The sequence below is a fragment of the Amycolatopsis sp. NPDC033938 genome (assembly GCF_055575975.1).
Genome location: NZ_JBVIRO010000034.1, coordinates 9749 through 31591, shown reverse-complemented (window position 1 = coordinate 31591; position 21843 = coordinate 9749). Strand labels below are relative to the sequence as shown.

Genomic DNA, 21843 nt, shown 5'->3' with positions numbered 1-21843 from the left:
GGATCCGCGTCATCTTCGCAGCTCACCCGGGCCCTTGATCGGGCGACCAGCGCGCCGGGAATAACGCAACCTCGGATCGTGCGATTCATATTCACTCTTCCAGGTTTGCTATGTACACTGAGAGTTAGCGCTTCTGGGGGAATGAGGAGGCCGGAGTGATCCGAGTCCTATTGGCCGAAGATATGCACATGGTTCGCGGCGCCCTGGTCGCGCTGCTGAACCTCGAACAGGACATAGAGGTCGTCGCGGAGGTCTGCTCGGGCGACAAGATCCTCCCGATGGCCGCGGAGTACCTCCCGGACGTCGCGATCATCGACATCGACCTCCCCGCCAAAGACGGCCTCGCCGCCGCTTCCGAGCTCTACCAGCAACTCCCGTGCGTACGCACGCTCATCCTCACCTCACTCGGCCGTCCGGGCACCGTGCGCCGCGCGCTCGACGCGAAGGTCAACGGCTTCCTGCTCAAGGACGCGCCCGCCGACAAGCTCGCCAACGCCGTCCGCTCCGTCGCCATCGGGCGCCGCGTCATCGACAGCGAACTCGCGTTGTCCGCGTGGGAAACGGAAGATTGCCCGTTGACCCCGAGGGAGGCCGAGATCCTGCGCCTCGCCGCGAACGGGCACACGGTCGCCGACATCGCGGCCGAACTGTTCCTGTCCCCCGGTACGGTACGGAACTATCTCGCCACGGTGGTCACGAAACTCAACGCCCGCAACCGGGTCGACGCCATCCGCATCGCCACCGATTCCGACTGGCTCTGACCCGCGCGCGTCTTCTCGTTTGCCACAAACGGTTCCGCGCCCCATGTCATGACGATCGCATGCGGGGCAACGAAGAAATCATGGCCCACCGGGTGTTTCCGGCACTGTTCCGAAGATTCCGCCTCTGTCATCGTCACAGAGGGGGAGTCCGCGGAGGGGGCAGGGATGCACGGGACGAGTACCGAACCGAAAGAAGTCGCGGTACGCGCGCGACTCCTCGGCCCGCTCGAACTGCACTCCGGCGGGGCCGATCGCGCGCCGACCACGCCGAAACTGCTGCAGCTGCTGGCGATGCTGCTCATCCGGCCAGGCAAGACGGTCCACGTCGATTCGCTGGTCCACGAGCTGTGGAACGACACTCCCCCGCGCAGCGTCCGCCGCACCCTGCACACCTACGTCCACCACCTCCGCCGTCATCTGGACCCCGACGGCGCAGGCGGCCTGCTGCTCACCTGCCCGCCCGGCTACCGGCTGGACGTCGACGCGGGCATGGTCGACGTGTCGGAGTTCCAGCGCCTGCACCGGCTCGGCCGTGACCTGCTGGCCGGAGGCGACGACACGGCGGCCGCGCACGTGTTCCGTACCGCGTTGGATCTGTGGTCCGGTCCGCCGCTGGCCAACATCCACTGTGGACCGACGCTGGCCGCGTACACCGTCTATCTGCTGGAGCACCGGCGCAACGCCCGTGATCTGTGGATCGAGGCCGAGATCCGGTCCGGGCGGCACCGGGAGATGCTCGGCGTGCTGCGGTCGCTGACCACCGCGAACCCGCTCGACGAAACCCTGCACGCCCAGCTGATCCGCGCGTTGTGGCTCAGCGGACGGCGTAGTGACGCGCTCGCGTCCTATCACTGGCTGCGGGCGAGGCTCGAAGACGAACTGGGGGTGGAACCCTGCGCCGAACTGCGAGAGCTGCACCGCGAACTGCTCTCCGAGGGAAACCCGGTCCGCTGAGCACGCCGGCCGGCGAACGAAACACCACCCCGTCACCAGATCCAGGAAGTTGAGGAGTCAAGCATGACCGCTCGCACCTACGGCCAGTTCTGTGGCCTCGCCCGCGCGCTCGAGATCATCGGGGAACGCTGGTCCCTGCTCGTGATCCGTGACCTGGTGCTCGGCCCGAAACGTTTCGACGAGCTCCAGCAGGGCCTGCCGAAGATCCCGACGAGCATCCTGTCGACCCGGCTGAACGAACTCGAACGGCACGGCGTCGTCCAGCGCCGGGTGCTTTCGCAGCTCGACGCCGGGGTGGTCTACGAGCTGACCGAGTACGGCAACGACCTCGACCAGATCCTGCTGCAGCTGGGCCTGTGGGGTGCCCGGTCGCTCACCGAGCCCGCCGCGGACGACCTCTTCACCCTCGACGCGGCCATCCTTTCGCTGTACACGACGTTCCAGCCGCACGAGGCCCACGGCGTCCGCGGCTCGTTCGAGCTGCATTACGGCGACCAGATGATCGTCCACGCGGTGGTCGAGGACGGCGCGGTGACGGCAGGCGAGGGTCCGCATCCGGACCCGGATCTCGTCATCGAGCCGCGCGGGCCGCTCATGCTCAAGCTGATGAACGGCGAGCTGGACGCCGCGAGCGCGCTCACCTGCGGTGCGGTGGCCATCAAGGGCGACGCGGCGTACCTGGAGCTGTTCACGCGGCTCTTCCACATCCCCTCGGCCCCGGCGAAGGCCGAAGGGCTGGTCACGCACTGACGAGGACGGAACCGCGCGCGGGCCGGCACCGAGGTGCCGGCTCGCGGTCATTCGAAGCGTGCTGGGTCGCCGGCGCCGCGCCGCACGATCTCCGGTTCCCCTGACGAGAAGTCGATCACCGTGGTGGGCTCCACCCCGCATTCGCCGGAATCGATCACCGCGTCCACCACGTGCTCCAGCCGCTCCTTGATGTCCCAGCCCTGGGTCATCGGCTCTTCCTGATCGGGCAGCAGCAGCGTGCTCGACAGCAGCGGTTCGCCGAGTTCGCCCAGCAGCGCCTGGGTGACCACGTTGTCCGGGATGCGCACGCCGACCGTTTTCTTCTTGGCGTGCATGAGCCGGCGCGGAACCTCCTTGGTCGCCGGGAGGATGAACGTGTAACTGCCCGGTGTGGACGCCTTGACCGCGCGGAAGACCGCGTTGTCCACGTGCACGAACTGACCCAGCTGGGCGAAGTCCTGACACACCAGGGTGAAATGGTGGCGGTCGTCGAGTTTGCGGATACTCCGGATGCGGTCGATACCGTCCCGGTTGCCCAGCTGGCAGCCGAGAGCGAAGCAGGAGTCCGTCGGGTACGCGATCAGCCCGTCCCCGCGCAGGATGTCGACGACCTGTCCGATCGCGCGTCGTTGCGGATTTTCCGGATGCACGTCGAAATACCTGGCCATGTGCCGAGCTTAAGGCCACCGGTCCCCCTGCGCCGTGACAGGCCGTCTCGGCGTGGCGTACACAGTGGAACCGGAGGATTCGGCGCACGTCTTCCATCGTGGCGTGTCACGAGATCACCCGCATGGTCCGAACGACCCACACCCGCACGGGTGACCCGCGGGATTTTCCCTGCCACCGGCGGGGAAACGTCCTCTCGTCCGCCGTTCTCCCTTACCCGGAAAGACCAACCGGGGTAACAAGCATGGGTTAGGATCCGAATACACCGCGATGGAAGGCCGTACGGCGGCCGCCCTTGGCCGTCGTGAGGTCGGAACACGACAAAGTTGAGACGTTTCCTGTTACCACTGGGGTGCCTGTGCCGGAACAGCTCGCGGTGACCGCCGAACCGCTGGGGACCGCCGGGATCGACCGGCGCCCCGGGCGGGCGCTGTTCCTCGCCGGGTTGATCATCACCGTCGTCTTCGTCAACTCGTGCCTGTTCGGTCTGCTGTCGGTGCTGCTGCATCCCGGGGTGGACTTCTGGCAGGGCCTGCTCGCCGTGCTCTACGTCGGCCCCGTGCTCGCGATCCAGCTCCTGTACTTCAGCCGCCCGGCCGTCCGCCTGGACACCAGGCTCGCGAAGGTCATGCTGGGGATCCAGGCCTGTCTGGCCTATCTGCCGACCCTGCATTTCGAGGCCGCGCTGAGCTCGTTGACCACCCTCGCGGCGGGCAGCGCGCTGCTGCTCTTCCGGCCGCGGACGGGCTGGACGGTGTTCACCGTCTTCATGGCGGCCACGACGTGGATCCTGTGGACCTACGACGCCACCCGGCTCGGCGCGGTGTTCGACAGCATCAGCGCGGTCTTCTACGCGCTGGTCGTGTACCTGCTGACCTGGCTCGCGCGGCTGGTGACCGAACTGCACCAGGCCAGGACCGAACTGGCGAGGCGCGCCGTGGCCGAACAGCGGCTCGCCTTCGCGAGGGATCTGCACGACCTGCTCGGGCTCAGCCTTTCCGCGATCGCGCTCAAGGGCGAGCTGGTGCACCGGCTGCTGGGCAAATCGCTGGACCGGGCCCGCGAGGAACTCGCCGAGATCACCGGGATCGCGCAGCGCACGCTGTCCGACGTGCGGTCGGTGGCCAGGGGTTACCGGGAACTGTCGCTCGACAAGGAATCGCGGACCGCGGTCTCGCTGCTTTCGGCGTCGAACGTCGCGGTGCGGGTCGACCTCGAACAGGTCGAGCTGCCGGTGAAGCTGCGTACCCTGCTGGCGAAGGTGCTGCGGGAGGGCGTCACGAACGTGCTCCGCTACACCGGCGTCGAGCACTGCGAGATCACCGTGCGCACGAGCGAGGGCCGGGTGGCGCTGGAGATCGTCCACGACGGCACGGCGCACGAGGACGTGCCGGAGGAGACGGCCGAGAGCCTGCGCGAGGTGACCCAGGAGGTCGACGGGCACGGCGGGACGCTGAGCGCGGGCCTCGACACGGCGGGCCGGTGGCGGCTGCACGCCGAGCTGCCGGTGCCGGAAAAGGCCGAGCCCGCCGAGGCGGTGCTGGCACAGGGCCCCGGCCACTGGTCGAGGATCGACGCCAGGAACGTCCAGTGGACGCTGACGGCGGTCTTCATCCTCTTCGGTCTCTCCGCGATGGCACTGGCGCGCACGCGGAGCGAAGACGGCTGGTACCTCACGCTCATCGCCGGGTATCTCACCGCACTGGTCACCCTGCAACTGTCCTATTTCGCCCGGCCGAACGTCCGGCTGCGCTCGCGGCAGAGCTACGCGCTGCTCTTCGTCCAGGCCTGCCTGATCTTCCTGCCCCTGATCCCGCTCGGGAACGCGTGGGTGAGCCTGCCCAGTCTGTTCGCCGGTACCGCGCTGCTGGTGCTGCCCCCGCTGGCGGGCTGGACGGCGTTCGCCGCGACCGCCGCCGGTGTGGTGCTGACCCGGATCAGCCAAGGCACCAACTTCCTCGGCGGCTTCTTCAGCTTCGCGTCGATCCTGAACACCGGGCTGATGGTCTTCGGGCTCATCTGGCTGATGCGGCTGGTGACCGAGCTGGGCGAGACCCGCAAACGCCTCGCCGAGGTCGCGGTCGCGGAGGAGCGGCTGCGCTTCGCCCGCGATCTGCACGACCTGCTCGGGATGAGCCTTTCGGCGATCGCGCTGAAGAGCGAGCTGACCAGCCGGATCATGGACATCGACACCACCAGGGCCTCCGACGAGCTGCTGGAGATCCTCGGGCTCACCCGGCAGGCGCTGGCCGACGTCCGCTCCGTGGCGAGCGGCTACCGGGAACTGTCACTGGACCAGGAGTCCCGCTCCGCCCAGGCGGTGCTGATGGCCGCCGACGTCCAGGTGCGGCTGGAGATCGAGCACGAGGACCTGCCGTCGACCGTGCGTACGGTGCTGGCCGTGGTGCTGCGCGAGGGCGTGACGAATGTGTTGCGGCACAGCAAGGTCGAACGCTGCGAGATCGCGGTGCGGCGGGTCGGCGACGGCGTCACGCTGGACATCGTCAACGACGGCGTCCAGAACGGGCAGGCGAAGCCGGAGAAGACGGTCCGGGTCGAGGCCCCTGGCAGCGGCATCACGAACATGTCCGACCGCGTCGCCGGGCTGGGCGGCGAGCTGACCGCCGGTGTCGAACCCGACGGGCGGTTCCGGCTGCGCGCGGTGGTCCCGGTTTAGGCCTAGATCCAGCCGGACTCCCTGGCGATCCGGATCGCGTCGACCCGGTTGCGCGCGTTGAGCTTCGACACGATCGTGGTCAGGTAGTTGCGCACGGTCCCGGTCGAGAGAAAGGCCTTCGCCGCGACCTCCAGGGTGTCGCGGCCTTCCGCGGTCAGCCGCAGGACGTCGATCTCGCGCGGGGTCAGTGGGCAGTCCACGGTGTCCCAGGCGGCCAGCGCCAGATCGCCGTCGACCATCCGCCGCCCGGCCGCCACGCCGCGTACGGCGTTGGCGAGTTTCTCCGCGGGAGCGTCCTTCAGCAGAAACCCGTTGACCTTGGCCGCCAGCGCCCGGCGAAGCGTGCCGGGCTTGCCGAGGCTGGTCAGGATCAGCGTTCTGACCTCGGGAAGCTGCTCGTGCAGTTCGGTGGCCGCGGTGAGACCGTCCTTGCCCGGCAGATCGATGTCGATGACCGCGACCTGGGTGCGCGAGGTGCGCGCGGCGGCGAGGATCTCGTCACCGGAGGCCACTTCGGACACCACTTCGATATCCGGCTCCAACCGCAGCAACGCCACAAGCGCCCCCCTGACGATATGCATGTCTTCGGCCACGAGAACCCTGATCACCATCGCGCCGCCCCTCAGACCACGCCCCCGTGACCCAAGATAAACACGGTCGGACAGAACGCGTTCCACCGTTCGGGTGGCGAGTGCTTCCGGTCGACCGGCATCCGCCTCGGTGGAGCTACGACGATCGGGTCACCCGGACACGGCGCTGGTAGTTGGTCGGTGACTTTCCGTCGCCAGCCTCGGCATGCTCACGGCCAGGAGCGCGGCGGCCGCCAGCACGACCGCCAGCATCAGGTAAGTCGTGCGCGCCGCGCCGAGCGGGCCGCCGGGGACCATGGCCTGGAACAGCACTCCCGCGACCGCGGCGCCGAGTGCGGACCCGACGTGGCGGGCGGTGTTGAGCACGCCCGACGCGGCACCGGCGGAACCGGGCGGGATGGCGCGCAAGGCCTCCGTCGTCGCGGGGGCGATGGCGAGACCTTGGCCGACGCCGACGGCGAGCAACGGGAGGACGAACACGGCTGCCGTCGAGGTTTCGTCGGGCAGCAGCGCGGTCGCGGTGACCCCGGCCGCGTAGAGGCCCAGACCGCCGACGAGCAGCCACCGGCCCCCGAAGCGGTCGGCCAGCCTGCCCGCGACCGGGGCGACCGCGCTGAGGGCCAGCGTCCACGGACACGCCGCGACCCCCGACATCAGCGGGCTCATCCCGAGCAGGTTCTGTGTCTGGAGCACGAACACGAGCAGGAAGCCGGCGATCGAGAACGCCGTCACGCAGGTGAGCACGGTGGCGATCCGGTAACCGCGGTCGCGGTAGAGGCCCAAGGGCACCAGGGGGTCGCGTCTCCCCCGCTCCCAGCGGACGAACGCGGTGAGCGCGACGACCGCGACGGCGAAGCTCGCGATCGTGCCCCAGCGCTGGTGTTCGCTCTCGATGAGGCCGTAGACGACCCCGACCAGCCCGAGAGTCACCAGCACCACGCCGACGACGTCGAACCGATGCCGCTCCCCGGTCCGCGCGTCGGGCACCACACGCAGCGCGAGCACGATCCCGGCGATCCCGACCGGCACGTTGAGGAAGAACACCGACTGCCAGCCGAACTCGGTGACCAGCAGCCCGCCGACGGTGGGCCCGCTGATCGCCGCGATCCCGGCGACCGCGGTGAACAGGCCGAACGCGGCGCCCCGGCGCTCGGGCGGGAAGATCGCCGCGATCAGCACGAAGGCCTGCGGGCTCAGGATCGCCGCGCCGATCCCCTGCGCGACGCGGGCGGCGATGAGCCAGCCGGGGCCGCCGGACAGCCCGCAGAACACCGAGGCGACGGTGAACACCGCGAGCCCGACGACGAACAAGCGCCGCGGCCCGGCGAGATCCCCCAGCCTGCCGAAGAAGACCAGCAGCGACGCCAGAGCCAGCAGATATCCGTTGAGAATCCAGAGGATTTCCCCGATGCCGACGTCGAGGCGGCTCATCATGTCGGGTACGGCGGTGTTGACGATGGTGGTGTCGAGCAGCACGAGGAAATTCGCGACGCAGAGCACGCCGAGGACCCGCCACGGATTCGTCTTGCCGGTGGTCATCGCGCCTTCCCTCCCACGCGCACGGAACCGGCCGCCCTCGCGCTCAGGCGCGAAAAGCGGCCGGCGGGGTTGCTCTCAACTCGCCTCGGCCAGTGGCGGGGAGACGCAACAGGCTCCGGTGAAACAGTCGAAGACCTGACCGCCCGGCCGGTTGGTCCAGTTGTCGAACCGGTCGATCACCAGCTCGACCTGGTTCCCGGCGGAACCGGTGTCGATTCCCCGTACGGCGAAAAGCGAGCGGACGTTGTCGGTCACGGTGTTCTTCATCGAGTGGCTCCCAGACGTTTCGGAGGTGATCGGGGTCGTTCCTTCGATGAAGAAATCGTGCTATCCGGGGCCGGTGCGCAACCAGTGCCATCGATCATCGCGAGTCGTGCTTTTCGCCTACGCCAGAAGGTTCGCTTCGACTACTCCATTTCCGCGCGCGCGGTTATCGAATGGAGCAATGGGGCCGGGTTTCGGTCACGGATCGCGATCGCCTGCTCTCATCGGGCGATAATGACCGGCTGTGGTCATCGGGACGGCCGGCGCACACGAATGGCGTAGTCATTTGCTGGACCGGCAGGACCCCGGCGTTCAGGAATCGAGCAGCCGCGCCAGTCCCGCGTATCCGCCGTCCTTCAACCGCACGCCCGAAGTCTTCGCGTAGGCGGCGTCGGCGCGGATCCCGAGTCCCTCGACCATCCTGTTCATGAAGTTGAACAGCGCGCACACGAGGACGGCGTCGTGCAGCGCGGCCTCGTCCCAGCCCGCCGCGAACACCGCTTCGGCGTCGGCGTCGGTCATCTTCGACGGCGTCCGCGTCAGCTTGCCCACGTAGGCCAGCACGGGCTTCATCCGCTCGTCCACGGGCGAGGAGTCCAGATCGGCCAGCGCGGCGGTCAGAAGCCCTTCCGGCACACCGAAAGCCTCGGCGGTGACGGTGTGGACCCCGTGGCAGTACTGGCAATCGTTGACGCCGGAGACGTAGGCCGCGATCAGTTCCCGCTCGCCGTCACCGAACGCCGACGGCGCCCGCATGACGAGTTCGTGGAAGTCCAGCAGCCGCGACGCCGGGGCGGGGAACTTCTGGAAGACCTGCAGCAGCGTGGCGTCAGTCGGCAAAGACTTGAGATAGGACATCGCGCGTACTCCCCTTTTCCGGCGCCCGCCCGTGTTCGGCGAACTTGTCGACGTCTTCGCGGCGCAGCCAGCAGGCGGTGAGGCAGGCGACCGACGCCGGGCCCAGCCCGGCCACCGTGGCGGTGACCCTGGCGGTGGTCTGTTCCCATTCCTTGCGCAGCGAACCGGCCGTGGTCACCTCCGGCCCCGCCTCGATCAGCGGGCGGACCGCGCGCCAGCGGACGACGCCCGCTTCGATCAGCGCGTCGGTGTCCAGGTTGAGCGCGTCGTGCCGGGCCTGGTCCACGGCGAGCGCGACCAGGGCGGGCTCGTCGGCGATCCGCGCGAGGCCGACCCCGGCGAGCAGCCGTTCGGCGTCCAGTCCCATCAGGATCACCCCCGCCTCCGTCGACGGGGCGTCGTCGATCGAAGGCAGCGTGAACCGGGAGTCGTAGGGTTCAGACACGGGCGACGTCCTTCGTGGCGACCCGCGGCGAGGTGCCCGTGCGCAGGTTTTCGGCGACGGTGGCCGCGACCCTGGCGGTGGCGACGCGGTGGCCGTCGATGTTGCGGGCGGCCGGGCCGAGCGCCATCCCCGCGGCCGCGCCGACGGCGAAGACCCGGGGCGCGCCGACGTAGGCGAAAGTGCGCTCGTCGAGGCTCGGCCAGCCACCGCGGTCGAGAACGGCCTCGTCGGGCATCAAATCGTCGCCGATCGACGGCGTCGTGCCCAGTGCCAGGACGGCGTGGTCGACGGTGACCGTCTCGCCGTCTTCGAGGTGCAGGCGCACCCCTGGCCGCACCTTCGTGATCGCCTTGCCACGGTGCACGATCAGCCGTCCCTCGGCTTCGGCGGCTTCGAGCATCGGCCGGAACTCGAACATGATCGACGCCCGCCGGAAGCGGCCCATCAGTTCGAGACGGTCGGACCAGCTCACGCTGTCGAAGCGGGCGCGTCCTTCGGGGCGGAAGAACGACGAATTGACGTCGGCGCATTGGTAACGCTCGCCTGCTTCGCGGACCACCCAGTGCACCTCGCGGCCCTGGGCGAGCCCGGTGGAGAGCAGATGCGCGGCGGTGAGACCCGCGCCGACGACGGCGAGCCGTTTTCCGCCTTCGGGAAGGGGTTCGTCCCAGTAACTCACGCCGCGTGGCGGATGGCCGCCGCCCCACCAGGTGTCCGGCGCCGGCCGGCGTTCCTCGCCGAGGCACAGCACCACCTGCCGGGCGGTGACGGAGAACCGGTCGGCGCGCACGGTGACCGCGTCCGACGTCGGCAGAACCTCGCGGACCGAACCGCGCCAGGTCCGTTCGGTGACGTGATGGCCGGTGGCGAGATGCGCGCAGTAGGCCTCGAAGACGTCGACGGGGACGACCGAGCGGTGCCCGGCCTGCGCCATCCGGATCTCCCGTCGTTCCACCGGGGTCAGCACCGACCAGTGCAGCCGGGCGAAGTCCAGCAGCTCGCAGTCGCGGTAGCCCTCGACGCCGGGATGGTGTTCGTACGGCGACCGCAACACCCGCTGGCCGAGCAGGTCGACGCGGTCGAAGAACCGGCGGCAGGGGCGGCCGTCGCGGTCGACGACGACGAGGTCGCGCACGCCGTGGTGCCACAGCGCGGAAGCGACCGCGAGCCCGGCCGGGCCCGCCCCGACGATGACGACGTCGGCACCGGACGGCGGGGCGGGGGTGACGGCGGCGCGGGTGGCCGGGAGAGCAGGCCACTCGCGCCCGCGCGGTGATTCGAGCAGGTGGGGCTCCGGGACGAAGGTGATCACCGGCGTGCTCAGCCGATCACGGTCACCGGGACGATCAGCTCGATCACGGGACGCTGTTTCATCCCGTTGCTGATCAGTTCTTCCAGTGTCTGCTGGGACTGCTCGGCGGTGTCGGTCGCGATCGGGCTGTAGCGCGAGTAGGAGTAGGTCGGCTTCCGGCCGCCCGCGTCCAGCGAGTAGACCTTCAGCACGGCCTCGCCGGGGCGGACTTCACCGTCGTAGAAGGTGAGCCGGCGCTGATCCGGCGTCATGAAGGATTTCGAGAACTGGCGGGAAAGCACCAGGGTCTCGGCGTCGTTGACGAACGTCGAATCCTCGTCGGTGACGACCTGCATCGCGACCCAGGTCTTGTCGGTCAGATTGGTCTCGGATTTGATCACCTGCCACCGGCCCGGTTCCGGCAGGTTGACGCTGACCGAGACGTCGTGGTCGGTGGTGTCGATCGCGCCGGAGATCATCAGCACCCGGCGGCGGACATCGGCGACGCCTGCCATTTGAATGTCACGTGCGCGTACCCGCGTGGAAACGTCCAGTCCCGGGAATTCGGGTGACGACATTTTCGTGCCTCCATACCTCGATGACCGCACTCTTTACAGCTGCACCGTTCGACCGGTCGGCAGAATTCCCCCATCCGCAAACACCCGAAGAATTTCACGGTGACACGGATGATGTCAAGATGAGGAACGCATGACGCACTGGTGCGAAAGGCTGCCGGTAACGAGGTTCCGGACTAGTCCGTTCAGCGGTACCAGGTCAGGACTCGTCCGAGTCCTCGGCCCAGGCCGCGGCGGGTGTGCCGTGCTCCAAGGCACCGATATAGACGATCTCGAACGAGGAATCGGCCCGCTTGAGCCCTATCCTGATGACGAGGTCGTGTTTCACCAGAATGATGAACTGATGCGGATCCCTGCCATCTCCGAAAATGTCGTAGATGAGAAAAGCGGATCCGTCGGCTACCGCGAAGAGGGCTTCGTAGATAACATTGCGATCGGCCTGCGGAGCGTTGATCGCCCATTCTTCCAGCACCTGCAAACCCGACGTGAGCTGGAGGCGCATAGCCATCCGAAGGCCTCCTCGAGGTCTCGCCGGGTCGCGGACGATCTTCATTCTCCCGTCCGCGGTACCCGATGGTCTTCTCTGTTCGTGCCGCGCGTACTGGTCGCCGCTCATGTCCGCTAGTTGTAACCGAGGATGATGTGGTCGGCCGTCGCCTCGTTTTCGGTGGACGGCCTCGGCTCCGGGACGAACACCGCCTCGTCGGTCCCGGTGATCCCGCGTGGGTCGAGATCATCGGTCACGACCCAAATTCGCACCTGTGCCGTCATGACGTTCCTCCCGGCCTTCGATGAACCGCTCACTTGACAACCAAGGATGGACCTCGCCGATCGGAGAGCGATCGTGGCGCGCTCGAAGCCTGCTGGAGATCGCGATGAGCAAATAACGAGTCGCCGGTGAGGGGGTACTGGTAGTGCCCTGGTAGTACACGGAGAACCCAAGGAGCACACCATGACCGAACGCCTCGACCCGTACGAGATCTACGCCGACGACGAACTGGACGTCGAGCTGCTTGGCCTGTCTTGGCCCGACACCGGCACCCCCGAACAAAGGGACCGGTCGTGAGCGCCGCGGAGCGGCAGCGGACCTGTGCGGCCTGCGGAGGCCCGTTCGAGCCTGGGGAGCGAACGGGCCTGGAGACGGTGATGGCGGACGGGGTCCTCTACGTCGCCGTGCACCTCCACCACAGCACCTATCCGCCGCGGCGGGAATCCGAGGCGGCGCACCGGCTCGCGACCGCCGACGCCGCGTGAGCCGTAAACCGGAAAGGTCCGTGAAGGCCTCCTTCCCTACCTTGAGAGTAGGGAAGGAGGCCTTCACGGACCTGACGCCTCAACGCAAGACCGAAGCGCGCCAATCCACCCGTCCCCGCGCGGACCACGACGCTCCCGCCGACCACGCCGACCGCACCGGGTCGGCGGGCGGCGGCGGCGCGGAGGCGAGCGCGCCGAAGACGGCGACGAGTGCCGCCAGTTCGCGGTCTTCCGGATCCCCCCGCAGGACCCGGAACACCGGCACCGGAATGTCCTTTTCGGACGGTGGCATGGTTCCCCCGTTCACATCGGGTGGTTGCCGTGCTTACGCTGGGGCGCCGCCTTTCGCTTGTCCTGCAGCATTTCCAGCGCTCTCGCGACGGCGGAACGGGTGTCCGCCGGGTCGATGATGTCGTCGACGAGCCCCCGCTCGGCGGCGTACTGCGGGTTCATGAACTCTTCGGTGTAGTCGGCGACCAGGTGGGCGCGCAACGCGGCCGGGTCGGCGGCGGCGGCGAGATCCTTGCGGAACAGCACGTTGACCGCGCCCTCGGCGCCCATCACGGCGATCTGGTTGGTCGGCCAGGCGAGCGACAGGTCGGTCCCGATCGACCGCGAGTCCATCACGATGTACGCGCCACCGTATGCCTTGCGCAGGATGACCTGGATCCGCGGCACGGTCGCCTCGCAGTAGGCGTGCAGCAGCTGCGCGCCGTGCCGGATGATCCCGGAGTGCTCCTGTTCGACACCGGGCAGGAAACCGGGGACGTCCACGAGCGTCACCAGCGGGATGCTGAACGCGTCGCAGAACCGCACGAACCGCGCCGCCTTCTGCGAAGCCGGTCCGTCGAGCACGCCGGCGAACACCACGGGCTGGTTGCCGACCAGGCCGACCACGCGGCCGTCGATCCGCGCGAGCGCGCACAGCACGTTCCGCGCCCACCGCTCGTGCAGTTCGAAGAACTCGCCGTCGTCGGCCAGTTCCGTGAACACGTCCCGCATGTCGTAGGGCTTGTTCGGCTCGACGGGGACGAGTTCGGCGAACCGGGGGCGCCGGTCCTTCCCCGCGTCCTGTGCCGGCTCCCGTGGCGCCGGATCGAGGTAGTTCGACGGCAGCAGCGACACCAGATAGCGGACGTCGGCGAGGCAGGCCTCCTCGTCGTCGTGCACCACGGTCGCGACGCCGGAGGAGGTGCCGTGCACGTCCGCGCCACCCAGTTCGTCGTGGCTGACCCGTTCGCCGGTCACGGTCTCGACGACGTCCGGTCCGGTCAGGTACATCCGCGCGGTGTCCCGCACCATGAAGACGAAGTCCGCGAGCGCGGGCGAATACGCCGCCCCGCCCGCGCACGGCCCCAGCACCACGCTGATCTGCGGGATGACACCGGACGCCTCGACCTGGCGGCGGAAGATGCCGCCGTAGCCGTCGAGCGCCATGACGCCTTCCTGGATCCGCGCTCCCCCGCTGTCGTTGAGCCCGATCAGCGGGGAACCGGTGGAGACGGCCAGATCGATCACCTTCTGGATCTTCGCCGCGTGCGCCTCGCCAAGCGAACCGCCGAAGACGGTGAAGTCCTGCGCGTAGACGAACACACGCCGCCCGTCGATGGTCCCGGAGCCCACGATGACCCCGTCGGTGTACGGCCGGTTCTCCGCCAGCCCGAGACCACTCGCCTGATGCCGCCGGTACAGCTCGACCTCGGTGAAGGAATCGGGGTCCAGCAACAGTTCCAGCCGTTCGCGCGCGGTGTGCTTGCCGAGCGAGTGCTGCCGCCGGACGCCGTCGAGCCGCCCGTCGACGATATGCTCGCGCAGCTCGTCGCGCCGGCCGCGCAGCAACGGCATCGTCGGTTCCGGTGGGTGCACCGGTTCGGCGCCGCGGGCGAGCGGGATCACCTGCCCGTCGGTCGCCCTCGGGATCCGGGTGCGCCGCAGCCGGTCCTCCGGCAGCGGCACCACCTCGGAATCCTCCGTGCGCTGAGCGCCCGGATCGCCTTGCAGGGTCACGCCGCCTCCTTCAGCCGGGCCTCGCGCTCGAGCTCGTCGAGTTCGATCTCGCGCACGATGTCGCGCCAGCACACCCCCCGTCCGAGCCGAGGCATCGTGGTCACCACCGGCGGCCGGTCGAGCGAGTGCACCGAAGCCGGTGTCTCGTCCGGCCGGGCGGTGGCGGATTCGTTGGTGGTCATGACATTTCCTCTCTCTCAGGCCGACGCGCGGACGCGGCCGTCGATCTGGTGGTAGCCACCGCTGTAGAAGACCAGCGAGTCCTGCGCGGTGCCCCGGCTGGAGGCGACCACCCGGCCGAGGAAGATCGAGTGATCACCGCCCTCGTAGACCTCGGCGAGTTCGCATTCCAGCCACGCCAGCGCGCCGTCGAGCAGCGGGGAACCGGTCTGCGGGCCTGCTGTCCAGTCGACGGAATCGAACTGCGCGAGCCCGGCCGGACGGCGCCAGTCGGCGAAGTACTTCGCGAGGTCCTTCTGGTCCGACGCGAGCACGGTGACGGCGTACGAGCCCGCCGTCACGATCGCGTCGTGCATCCGGGCCGCGCGGGAGACGCAGCACAGCACCATCGGCGGTTCCAGCGACACCGAGGTGACGGCGTTGGCGGTCATCCCGTGTGCCCGTTCGCCCCCGGCGGTCAGCACGGTGACCCCGGTGGCGAACTGGCCCATCACCTCCCGCAGCCCGGCCTGGGCGGACAACCGGCGCCGCGCGGCCGGCGTCGGCAGGCGTTTCAGCACCGGCCGCGAGGGCTCCTGAGCTCCCGTTGCAGGCTCCACAGTGCCCACGTCACTCCCCCTTGCCGTTGACCGTGTACGGGATCAGCGCCTCGCGCAGCTGCTCGGGCACCCTGCTGGGCACCGTGGCCGTGTTCGGGCCGCGCATGCACGCGATCCGCTGCCGCCCGCGCGCCACCAGCCGCTCCCCCTCGCCGGTGAGGTGGACGTAGTCGAAGGTGAACTGGATCTGCGTCTGGGTCAGCTCCTCCAGGCGCAGCCTGATGGACAGCTCGTCGAACGCGGTGATCTCCGCGTAGAACTCGCAATCGACCTTGAGGGTGAACAGTTTGAGGTCGTGGCGGACCTCTTCGAGCACCGCGGGCGCCTTGTCCTTCAGGAACATTTCGCGGCAGCGGCCCTGCCAGCGCACGTAGTTCACGTAGTAGACGTTGCCAACCAGGTTGGTCTCTTCGAATCCGACCGTGTGCAGGATCTCGTAGTAGTCGGCCATGTCAGTCTTCCTCTCCCTGAAGCACCGCGAAGACGACGGGAGCGGTCCGGTCGTTGACGGTCGTCGCCCAGGTGGCGATACGCGCGGTGCCGTGGGAAAGCACCGCCCAGCCGTCCGGATCGACCCGGTGCACGGTCAGCGCCTGTGTCATGTCGCCGGTCTTGCGCACGCATTCCAGCGCGCTCCAGACCCGGGTGTAGGCCACCGAGAGCGGCTCGCGGGTGTCGGCGGCGAGCAGTTCGCCGACCGAGAGCAGCTCCTCGCCGAGCAGGCCGGCCCAGTCCTCCGAGGTCCGCTCGATCGCCGTTTCGACGTCGCACGCGATCCGGCCGCTACCGGCGATCGCCAGGGTGAGCTCGGCGCTGTGCGACGCGCTCACCTCGACCCCGTCGGCCTCCGGTTTCCCGTCCGGGCGGTAGCGGATCTCGAGCGGGGCGTCGACGGCGCGGCCGGCGGCCAGTGCGGTCTGTGCCCGCCGCTGCGTGGTGGTCTCGACGGCGCCGCCCACCGGATCCGGTTCGACGACGATCGCGCGGGACGAACCGAGCAGCCGTTCGGCGGAACGCTCCAAATAGGACCCGAGCATCGACGGGACCCACGGCCCCGCACCGTCGCGCTTGCGGACCGCGCGCAGTTTCAGCCCCTCCCATCGCTCGACGAGCTTCCCGTCGGGGTTGCGGACGTCGAGGTCGTAGACGTAGCTGTCGCCGTCCTGCGACCGCTCGCGGGCGTCGAGGAGCACGTACTCCGGATGCTGCTCGCCGGGCTCGGCGAGGTAGAGCCGCTCGATGCCTTGCGGCAGCAGCGTCGCGTCCGGGACGCAGCACTGGATCGCGTGCATCATCGCGTCGCGGGTGCCCGGATCGGCCAGGAGCTGTTCCTGCGGGAGGAACGGCGCGAACCAGTCGACCTCGGCGCCGGTCGCGATCTCCGCGACCGCGTGCCGCGCGCTCGCCCGCCGGTACCCGGTGACCCGCTGGAATCGCTTGCCCTGGAAGAGGACCGTGCCGTACAGCTCGGTCGTCGGGTCGACCGGGACCGGCGGCAGCGCGACTTCGCGGACCACCGTCTCACCGAGCGGATCCGGACGGCTGAACCGCAGCCGGGCGCGGAAGTGGTCGGCGCTGAACCCGGTCTCCCCGCTGCGCAGCACCACGTCCACCGTTTCGGCGTCCCTGGCCAGCGCGGCGAGCCGGATCGTGGTCGAGCCGCCCGGCGAGACGATGATCGGCCGCAGGAACTCGACGTCGGAGAACACCGGCGCCGTCAGGCTTTCCACCGCGAGGGTGGCCTTGGCGACCTGCGTCATCGCCTCCATCCCGATCACCGCCGGGAACAGCAGCTGACCGTCGAGCAGATGGTCGGCCAGATACGGGTCGCTGCCCGCGGAAAGGTCGGCTTCGGTGATCAGCTCGACACCCGGGTAGTGGACGACGGCGCGGTCCACGAAGCGGTTCAGCGGCAGTTCGCGCTTCTCCACCGGCAGGGTGGCCAGCCCCGCGGTACGGCCGCAGACGACCAGTACCGACGGGGCGGCCGGATCGCCGACGACCTGGCGGAGGATCTCGATGCCCTCCTCGGTCGGGATGGGGGTGATGCCGTCGCGCATCAAAGCGCTGACCACACCGAGCTTTTCGCCCATCCCGGTGCCGGACCAGACCGACCATTCGAGGGCGATCGCCCGCGCCTGGGGGTGTTCGCGGCCGAAGCGCACGGTCAGTTCGGTCATCCAGTCGTTGGCCGTGGCGTAATGCGCCTCACCGCGCAGGCCCGCCCGTCCGATGATGCTGCCGAAGGTGACCAGCAGCTTGATCTTGTCCTTGTCGACGGCGTCGAGGACGGCGTTGAGACCGCCGATCTTCGGTGCCAGCGTCTTGCGGAAGCTCTCCTCGGTCAGGGAGAACAGCGCGGCGGGCTCGTTGCGGCCCGCGCCGTGCAGGACCGCGGTGACCGGGCCGAATTCGGCCTGGATCCGGCCGATCGCGTCCGCCACCTGCTGCGCGGCCGTGACGTCGGCGCGTTCGTAGCGGTAGGTGATCCCCGCCGCCGCCATCCGGCCGAGGTTCTCCGACAGTTCGGCGTCGTCGGCCGGATCGCTCCGGCCCAGCAGCGCCAGTTTCGCGCCGGAGTCCTTGGCCAGCGCCAAAGCGCTCTCCGCGGTGATGCCCTTGCCGCCACCGGTGACGAGCAGGACGTCGTCGGTGCCCAGCGGCGTCCCTTCGGCCTCGGACGGTTTCAGCGCGCCGAGCTTCGGCACCGTGCGGACCCCGGCGGAGTCGTAGCGGACCTCGCTGAAGTCGTTCGTCGCCGCGACCTCGGTGACCACAGTGGACACCGCGGCGGCGACGGCTTCGGGATCGACCGGGCCGACGTCGGCGAGATCGACGATCGTGGTGCGGGCCGACGGGTCTTCCAGCCGCAGCGTCTTCGCCATGCCGGAAGCGCCGAGGCCGTGCTGCACCACGACGAACCGGGTGCCGTTGGGCGCGGCCAGCACGGCTCGGCCCGCGTCCAGGAACAGCCCGACATCGCTCGCGTCGCTGTCCTCGTTCAGGCAGAGGAGGACACCGTCGCCGACACCGGCGGTGGCGAGGGCCGCGCGCAGCGGCTCCGCCAGCGAGTGCCCGTCCGGGGCGAAGACCGTCCACTCCGCTCGGGAAAGGCCGGCGGTGCCCGGTGTGAGGTCGGGTGACGGCTTCGGCGCGACGACGTACTCGACCGCGAACGGCCGGACCCACGGTCCGACACCGGCCACCTCGGCCTGGTTGCCGTCGGCGGGTTTGGCGGTCTGCGCGAGTTCGTCGATCATCTCGGCGAGTTCACCGAGACAGACGGTCGCGAAGTTCGGCATGCCCTCCAGTGCCGGGCGGCCGAGCGCGCGGGTCACGTCGTTGACCAGCTGGCCGACGGTGATCGACGAGAGGTGCAGGTCGTCGAGCGGATGCGTGTCGGCGGTGACCGCTTCGAGCGGCAGTTCGACCCGTTCGGAGGCGAGTTTGCGCAGCAGGTCGAGCGTGCTGCTTCCGCCGTTCTCCGAGGTCTCCCCCTCCGAAGCCGCTTCGGCCGGTTCGGCGACGCGGTCGCGGGCCAGTTCCGCGCCGATGGACGGCGCGGCCTCGCAGGGGCTGGCGAGGAAGGAGAACTCGCCGTCCACCGGCAAGGCCCGCACGACCCGGCCGTCGAACAGCGCCGAGGTCTCCAGCGGGGCGCCGAAAGCGAACGCCGCACCGGCGACCTTCAGCACCGCGGCCAGCGTCGGGCTGTCGGTGTCGACCGCGAGCACCGGGGTGCCTGGCGCGATCTCGCCGAAGAGGCCGGTGAGCACCCGGCCGGGGCCGACCTCGATCACCAGGTCGCTGCGCTCGGCGACCTTCGCGGCCGCCTCGCGGAAGCGGACCGGCAAGACCACCTGGTCGCGCAGCAGATCGCGGAGATCCTCGGCGGCGTGCAGGACGTCGCCGGTCACCGTCGACACCACCGGCCGGTCGAGCCGCGCGAACTCGAACGCGGCGAGTTCCTCGGTCATCGCTTCGGCGGCCGGGACGACCGCGGGTGAGTGGAAGGCGTGCGAGACGTTGATGCGGGTGGCGGTGAAACCCTCCGCCCTGGCACGGGCGACGACCCGGTCGATCGCCTCCGCCGGTCCGGAAAGGACGGTCTGCTCGGGCGCGTTGTACCCGGCGATGACGACCTCTTCGCCCTCGGCGAGCCGCTCGGCGACCCCCGGGGTGGCGGCGATCCCCGCCATGGCACCGTTTCCGTCGCTGGCGGTCGCCATCACCTTGCCGCGGATCTTGGCCAGCTTCAGGACTTCGCGTTCGGTGAGCGCGCCACCCCAGTGCAGCGCGGTCAGCTCGCCGAGGCTGTGGCCGGCGGCCGTTTGCGCCTCGATGCCGAGGCTCTTCAGTACGCGGAGCCCGGCGAGCGAACCGGTGACGATACGCGGCTGAGCGACGTCGGTGGCGACCTGGTCGGCGCCGGTCGAGAGCCCCGCGGCGCGGTAGATGTCGTCGGCGTGGGCGAACCGCTTGCGCACCGCGCCGACCGTGCCCTTCCCGGAACCCTGACCCGGGAACAGGAAACCGATCTTCGGGCTCTTGGTGCGCGAACCGGCGAAGATCCCTTCACTGGCGGAGAACACCTCGGGTTCGCCTTCACCGAGGAGGTCGAGCAGTTTGGCCAGCTTGCGCTCGGCGTCCTCCGGAGCGGTGGCGACGATCGCCGCCCGCACCGGTTTTCCGGACAGTTCCGCGGAAAGCGTGCCGGCGAGGTCGGACAGTTCCGCGAACGACAGCTTCGGCACGACCTCCAGCAGCCCGCTGACCCGGCCCCGCAGCGAGGCGGCGTCGTCGGCGTCCAGCAGCAGCAGCTCGCTGTCCTGCCGTCCCGCGACGAGCGACCGGGTCTTCTCGTCGAGTTCCTTGCGCCGTGCCGCGCCCGGCGCCTCGGTGACGGTGACGTGGGAGTTGATGCCGCCGAAGCCCATCGCGGAAACCCCCGCGCGGACCGGGTGGTCCGAGGGCCACAACCCGGCCTCGGCCGGGACGTACATCCGCGCGGAGTCGCCGGTCAGCGACTCGTGCGGTTCGAAGTGGCCGGTGGCGGGCGGGATGACCTGGTGGTAGACCGCCAGGGTGGCCTTGATCAGCCCGGCGACCCCGGCCGCGGCCTTGGTGTGCCCGATGTTGCCCTTGATCGTGCTCAGCGCGGCACGGTCGGCGAGCGGGTCGGCGTCGCGGCGGGCGGTGGAGAGCGCCTCGATCTCGGTGGCGTCGCCCAGCGCGGTCCCGGTGCCGTGGCCTTCGAAGTACGAGACGGTCTCGACGCCGTACCCGGCCCTTTCGTAAGCCCGCTTCAGTGCCAGCCGGTGCCCCGACGCCTCGGGCCGGGTGATGCCGCCCTTGCCGTCGGAAGAGACACCCCAGCCACCGATGGAGGCGTAGATCCGCTTGCCCTGCGCGATGGCGTCGTCCTCGCGCATCAGCACGAGCATGCCGGAACCCTCACCGGGCCAGAAGCCGTTGGAATCGGCGTCGTAGACCTTCATCTCGCGTTTGGCGAGCGCGCCGGTCTTGGCGAAACCGATCACCTCGAACGGGTCGATCGACAGGTCGACACCACCGGCGATGGCGACGTCCAGGTCGCCCTCCGACAGCGCGTTCGCCGCGGTGACCACGGAAAGCAGCGACGAGGAGCAGGCGCCGTCCACGGTGAACCCGCCGCCGCCGAAGTCGAAGAAGTTGCAGACCCGGCCGGCGATCGTGTTGGCCAGCCCACCGGCGAGGGTGTCCTCATCGATCTCCGGGAACGGCGCCTTGTACTGCGCCTCGAGGTCGTGGAGGAACTCGGCGGTGTCGCCGTCGGCCCAGCCGCGTTCGGCGAGTGCCGCCGCGACCGTGCGGCGCACATACGGCCAGCGCAGCCGCATGATGTTGGCACGCGAGAACTCACCGGTGAGGCTGTTGCCGATCACCACGCCGGTCGCGGACCTCGGCAGTCCCTCGCCCTCGGGGAAACCCGCGTCCGCCAAAGCCTGCGCGGCGACGTCGAGGGCCAGCCAGTGCGTGGTGTCGGTCGACCGGAACGTGCTGCCCGCGACCTTGTACTTGATCCGGTCGAACTCGTAGTCACGCAGGACCGCGGCCTTCTTGGCGTAGAAGCGGTCCGGCGCCTTCGGGTCGGGCGAGTAGTAGTCCTCAAGGTTCATCCGCTCGTCGGGCAGTTTCCGGAACGCCCGACGGCCGGCGAGGACGTTCTCCCACAGTTCTTCCGGGGAACCGGCGTCCGGGTATCGGAGACCGATACCGACAATCGAAATCCGCTCAACGCTCATGCCACCGCACTCCCCTAGCTCTCAACCACTCAAGTCATGGAATCCGGCCTCGGCGCCGGGCCGCTGTCCCCAGAAGCACTGCCGCCGTCCGCATCTGCAGTCCGGTCAAGCATGAACCGCGGCCGGGCGGCGAGTCTTCTCTCAGGTTG

21 protein-coding genes are annotated in these 21843 nt (G+C 69.3%); 5 read left to right on the top strand and 16 right to left on the bottom strand.

Going from position 1 to position 21843, the window contains the following annotated elements:
* Positions 1-155 precede the first annotated feature (155 nt).
* From ACZ5ZX_RS40900 to ACZ5ZX_RS40890, 3 genes are all read left to right on the top strand, one after another.
* The gene (locus ACZ5ZX_RS40900) at positions 156-761 is read left to right on the top strand and encodes a response regulator transcription factor (RefSeq protein ID WP_465464494.1); all 606 of its coding nucleotides are present in this window, start codon (positions 156-158) and stop codon (positions 759-761) included.
* A gap of 165 nt (positions 762-926) precedes the next feature.
* Positions 927-1715, top strand: a complete 789-nt coding sequence (locus ACZ5ZX_RS40895) for an AfsR/SARP family transcriptional regulator (protein WP_465507384.1) — start codon at positions 927-929, stop codon at positions 1713-1715.
* Positions 1716-1778: 63 nt separating this feature from the next.
* Positions 1779-2465, top strand: coding sequence for a winged helix-turn-helix transcriptional regulator (locus ACZ5ZX_RS40890; RefSeq protein WP_465507383.1), 687 nt, complete (start codon positions 1779-1781; stop codon positions 2463-2465).
* A gap of 47 nt (positions 2466-2512) precedes the next feature.
* On the opposite strand, the gene ACZ5ZX_RS40885 is transcribed toward ACZ5ZX_RS40890, so the two are convergent.
* The gene (locus ACZ5ZX_RS40885; RefSeq protein ID WP_465507382.1) at positions 2513-3133 is read right to left on the bottom strand and encodes an L-threonylcarbamoyladenylate synthase; all 621 of its coding nucleotides are present in this window, start codon (positions 3131-3133) and stop codon (positions 2513-2515) included.
* Between the two features lie 356 nt (positions 3134-3489).
* Between ACZ5ZX_RS40885 and ACZ5ZX_RS40880 the strand changes: the two genes are divergently transcribed.
* A complete protein-coding gene (locus ACZ5ZX_RS40880; RefSeq protein ID WP_465507381.1) occupies positions 3490-5808 on the top strand; it encodes a sensor histidine kinase in 2319 nt (772 codons plus the stop codon).
* A gap of 2 nt (positions 5809-5810) precedes the next feature.
* On the opposite strand, the gene ACZ5ZX_RS40875 is transcribed toward ACZ5ZX_RS40880, so the two are convergent.
* The 9 genes from ACZ5ZX_RS40875 to ACZ5ZX_RS40835 form a co-directional block, all read right to left on the bottom strand.
* The gene (locus tag ACZ5ZX_RS40875) at positions 5811-6419 is read right to left on the bottom strand and encodes a response regulator transcription factor (protein WP_465507380.1); all 609 of its coding nucleotides are present in this window, start codon (positions 6417-6419) and stop codon (positions 5811-5813) included.
* 129 nt (positions 6420-6548) lie between these two features.
* Positions 6549-7937 carry an MFS transporter gene (locus ACZ5ZX_RS40870; RefSeq protein ID WP_465507379.1) on the bottom strand — a complete coding sequence of 463 codons (1389 nt, stop codon included), beginning with the start codon at positions 7935-7937 and terminating at the stop codon, positions 6549-6551.
* 75 nt (positions 7938-8012) lie between these two features.
* The gene (locus tag ACZ5ZX_RS40865; RefSeq protein WP_465507378.1) at positions 8013-8204 is read right to left on the bottom strand and encodes a hypothetical protein; all 192 of its coding nucleotides are present in this window, start codon (positions 8202-8204) and stop codon (positions 8013-8015) included.
* 309 nt (positions 8205-8513) lie between these two features.
* The gene (locus tag ACZ5ZX_RS40860) at positions 8514-9059 is read right to left on the bottom strand and encodes a carboxymuconolactone decarboxylase family protein (RefSeq protein WP_465507377.1); all 546 of its coding nucleotides are present in this window, start codon (positions 9057-9059) and stop codon (positions 8514-8516) included.
* On the bottom strand, positions 9031-9504 hold the full coding sequence (locus tag ACZ5ZX_RS40855) for a DUF6187 family protein (RefSeq protein ID WP_465507376.1): 474 nt from the start codon (positions 9502-9504) through the stop codon (positions 9031-9033). The genes ACZ5ZX_RS40860 and ACZ5ZX_RS40855 overlap by 29 nt, the downstream gene beginning before the upstream one ends.
* Entirely contained in the window at positions 9497-10816 is a 1320-nt protein-coding gene (locus ACZ5ZX_RS40850; protein WP_465507375.1) for an FAD-dependent oxidoreductase, read from the bottom strand. The genes ACZ5ZX_RS40855 and ACZ5ZX_RS40850 overlap by 8 nt, the downstream gene beginning before the upstream one ends.
* Positions 10817-10824: 8 nt before the next feature.
* Complete coding sequence (locus ACZ5ZX_RS40845) at positions 10825-11310, bottom strand: DUF6423 family protein (RefSeq protein ID WP_037305508.1); 486 nt, start codon at positions 11308-11310, stop codon at positions 10825-10827.
* 259 nt (positions 11311-11569) lie between these two features.
* Entirely contained in the window at positions 11570-11878 is a 309-nt protein-coding gene (locus ACZ5ZX_RS40840) for a DUF6235 family protein (protein WP_465507374.1), read from the bottom strand.
* 113 nt (positions 11879-11991) lie between these two features.
* Positions 11992-12141: a hypothetical protein gene (locus ACZ5ZX_RS40835; protein ID WP_465507373.1), complete on the bottom strand. Its 150-nt coding sequence runs from the start codon at positions 12139-12141 to the stop codon at positions 11992-11994.
* Between the two features lie 291 nt (positions 12142-12432).
* Here ACZ5ZX_RS40835 and ACZ5ZX_RS40830 point away from each other — a divergent pair, with 291 nt between their 5' ends.
* Complete coding sequence (locus ACZ5ZX_RS40830) at positions 12433-12624, top strand: hypothetical protein (RefSeq protein ID WP_465507372.1); 192 nt, start codon at positions 12433-12435, stop codon at positions 12622-12624.
* 79 nt (positions 12625-12703) lie between these two features.
* Here the strand turns inward: ACZ5ZX_RS40830 and ACZ5ZX_RS40825 are convergent, their stop codons facing one another.
* Genes ACZ5ZX_RS40825 through ACZ5ZX_RS40800 form a run of 6 tightly spaced genes read right to left on the bottom strand, consistent with a single transcriptional unit; the run spans position 12704 to position 21694 of the window.
* Positions 12704-12916, bottom strand: coding sequence for an acyl-CoA carboxylase subunit epsilon (locus tag ACZ5ZX_RS40825; protein WP_465507371.1), 213 nt, complete (start codon positions 12914-12916; stop codon positions 12704-12706).
* Between the two features lie 11 nt (positions 12917-12927).
* Positions 12928-14631 (bottom strand): acyl-CoA carboxylase subunit beta, encoded by a 1704-nt coding sequence (locus ACZ5ZX_RS40820; RefSeq protein WP_465507370.1) that lies wholly within the window; start codon positions 14629-14631, stop codon positions 12928-12930.
* Positions 14628-14813 carry a DUF6222 family protein gene (locus ACZ5ZX_RS40815; protein WP_465507369.1) on the bottom strand — a complete coding sequence of 62 codons (186 nt, stop codon included), beginning with the start codon at positions 14811-14813 and terminating at the stop codon, positions 14628-14630. Before ACZ5ZX_RS40815 ends, ACZ5ZX_RS40820 begins: the two co-directional genes overlap by 4 nt.
* A gap of 15 nt (positions 14814-14828) precedes the next feature.
* Positions 14829-15371: a flavin reductase family protein gene (locus tag ACZ5ZX_RS40810; RefSeq protein ID WP_465507368.1), complete on the bottom strand. Its 543-nt coding sequence runs from the start codon at positions 15369-15371 to the stop codon at positions 14829-14831.
* 49 nt (positions 15372-15420) lie between these two features.
* On the bottom strand, positions 15421-15861 hold the full coding sequence (locus tag ACZ5ZX_RS40805; RefSeq protein WP_465464476.1) for an acyl-CoA thioesterase: 441 nt from the start codon (positions 15859-15861) through the stop codon (positions 15421-15423).
* A 1-nt stretch (position 15862) separates the two neighbouring features.
* Positions 15863-21694, bottom strand: a complete 5832-nt coding sequence (locus ACZ5ZX_RS40800; protein WP_465507367.1) for a type I polyketide synthase — start codon at positions 21692-21694, stop codon at positions 15863-15865.
* Positions 21695-21843 lie beyond the last annotated feature (149 nt).

Coding starts and splice junctions, on each gene's coding strand:
- ACZ5ZX_RS40895 (WP_465507384.1), top strand. CDS start 927: ATGCACGGGACGAGTACCGAACCGAAAGAAGTCGCGGTACGCGCGCGA.
- ACZ5ZX_RS40800 (WP_465507367.1), bottom strand. CDS start 21,694: ATGAGCGTTGAGCGGATTTCGATTGTCGGTATCGGTCTCCGATACCCG.
- ACZ5ZX_RS40860 (WP_465507377.1), bottom strand. CDS start 9,059: ATGTCCTATCTCAAGTCTTTGCCGACTGACGCCACGCTGCTGCAGGTC.
- ACZ5ZX_RS40840 (WP_465507374.1), bottom strand. CDS start 11,878: ATGGCTATGCGCCTCCAGCTCACGTCGGGTTTGCAGGTGCTGGAAGAA.
- ACZ5ZX_RS40845 (WP_037305508.1), bottom strand. CDS start 11,310: ATGGCAGGCGTCGCCGATGTCCGCCGCCGGGTGCTGATGATCTCCGGC.
- ACZ5ZX_RS40890 (WP_465507383.1), top strand. CDS start 1,779: ATGACCGCTCGCACCTACGGCCAGTTCTGTGGCCTCGCCCGCGCGCTC.
- ACZ5ZX_RS40875 (WP_465507380.1), bottom strand. CDS start 6,419: ATGGTGATCAGGGTTCTCGTGGCCGAAGACATGCATATCGTCAGGGGG.
- ACZ5ZX_RS40865 (WP_465507378.1), bottom strand. CDS start 8,204: ATGAAGAACACCGTGACCGACAACGTCCGCTCGCTTTTCGCCGTACGG.
- ACZ5ZX_RS40870 (WP_465507379.1), bottom strand. CDS start 7,937: ATGACCACCGGCAAGACGAATCCGTGGCGGGTCCTCGGCGTGCTCTGC.
- ACZ5ZX_RS40835 (WP_465507373.1), bottom strand. CDS start 12,141: ATGACGGCACAGGTGCGAATTTGGGTCGTGACCGATGATCTCGACCCA.
- ACZ5ZX_RS40805 (WP_465464476.1), bottom strand. CDS start 15,861: ATGGCCGACTACTACGAGATCCTGCACACGGTCGGATTCGAAGAGACC.
- ACZ5ZX_RS40815 (WP_465507369.1), bottom strand. CDS start 14,813: ATGACCACCAACGAATCCGCCACCGCCCGGCCGGACGAGACACCGGCT.
- ACZ5ZX_RS40885 (WP_465507382.1), bottom strand. CDS start 3,133: ATGGCCAGGTATTTCGACGTGCATCCGGAAAATCCGCAACGACGCGCG.
- ACZ5ZX_RS40825 (WP_465507371.1), bottom strand. CDS start 12,916: ATGCCACCGTCCGAAAAGGACATTCCGGTGCCGGTGTTCCGGGTCCTG.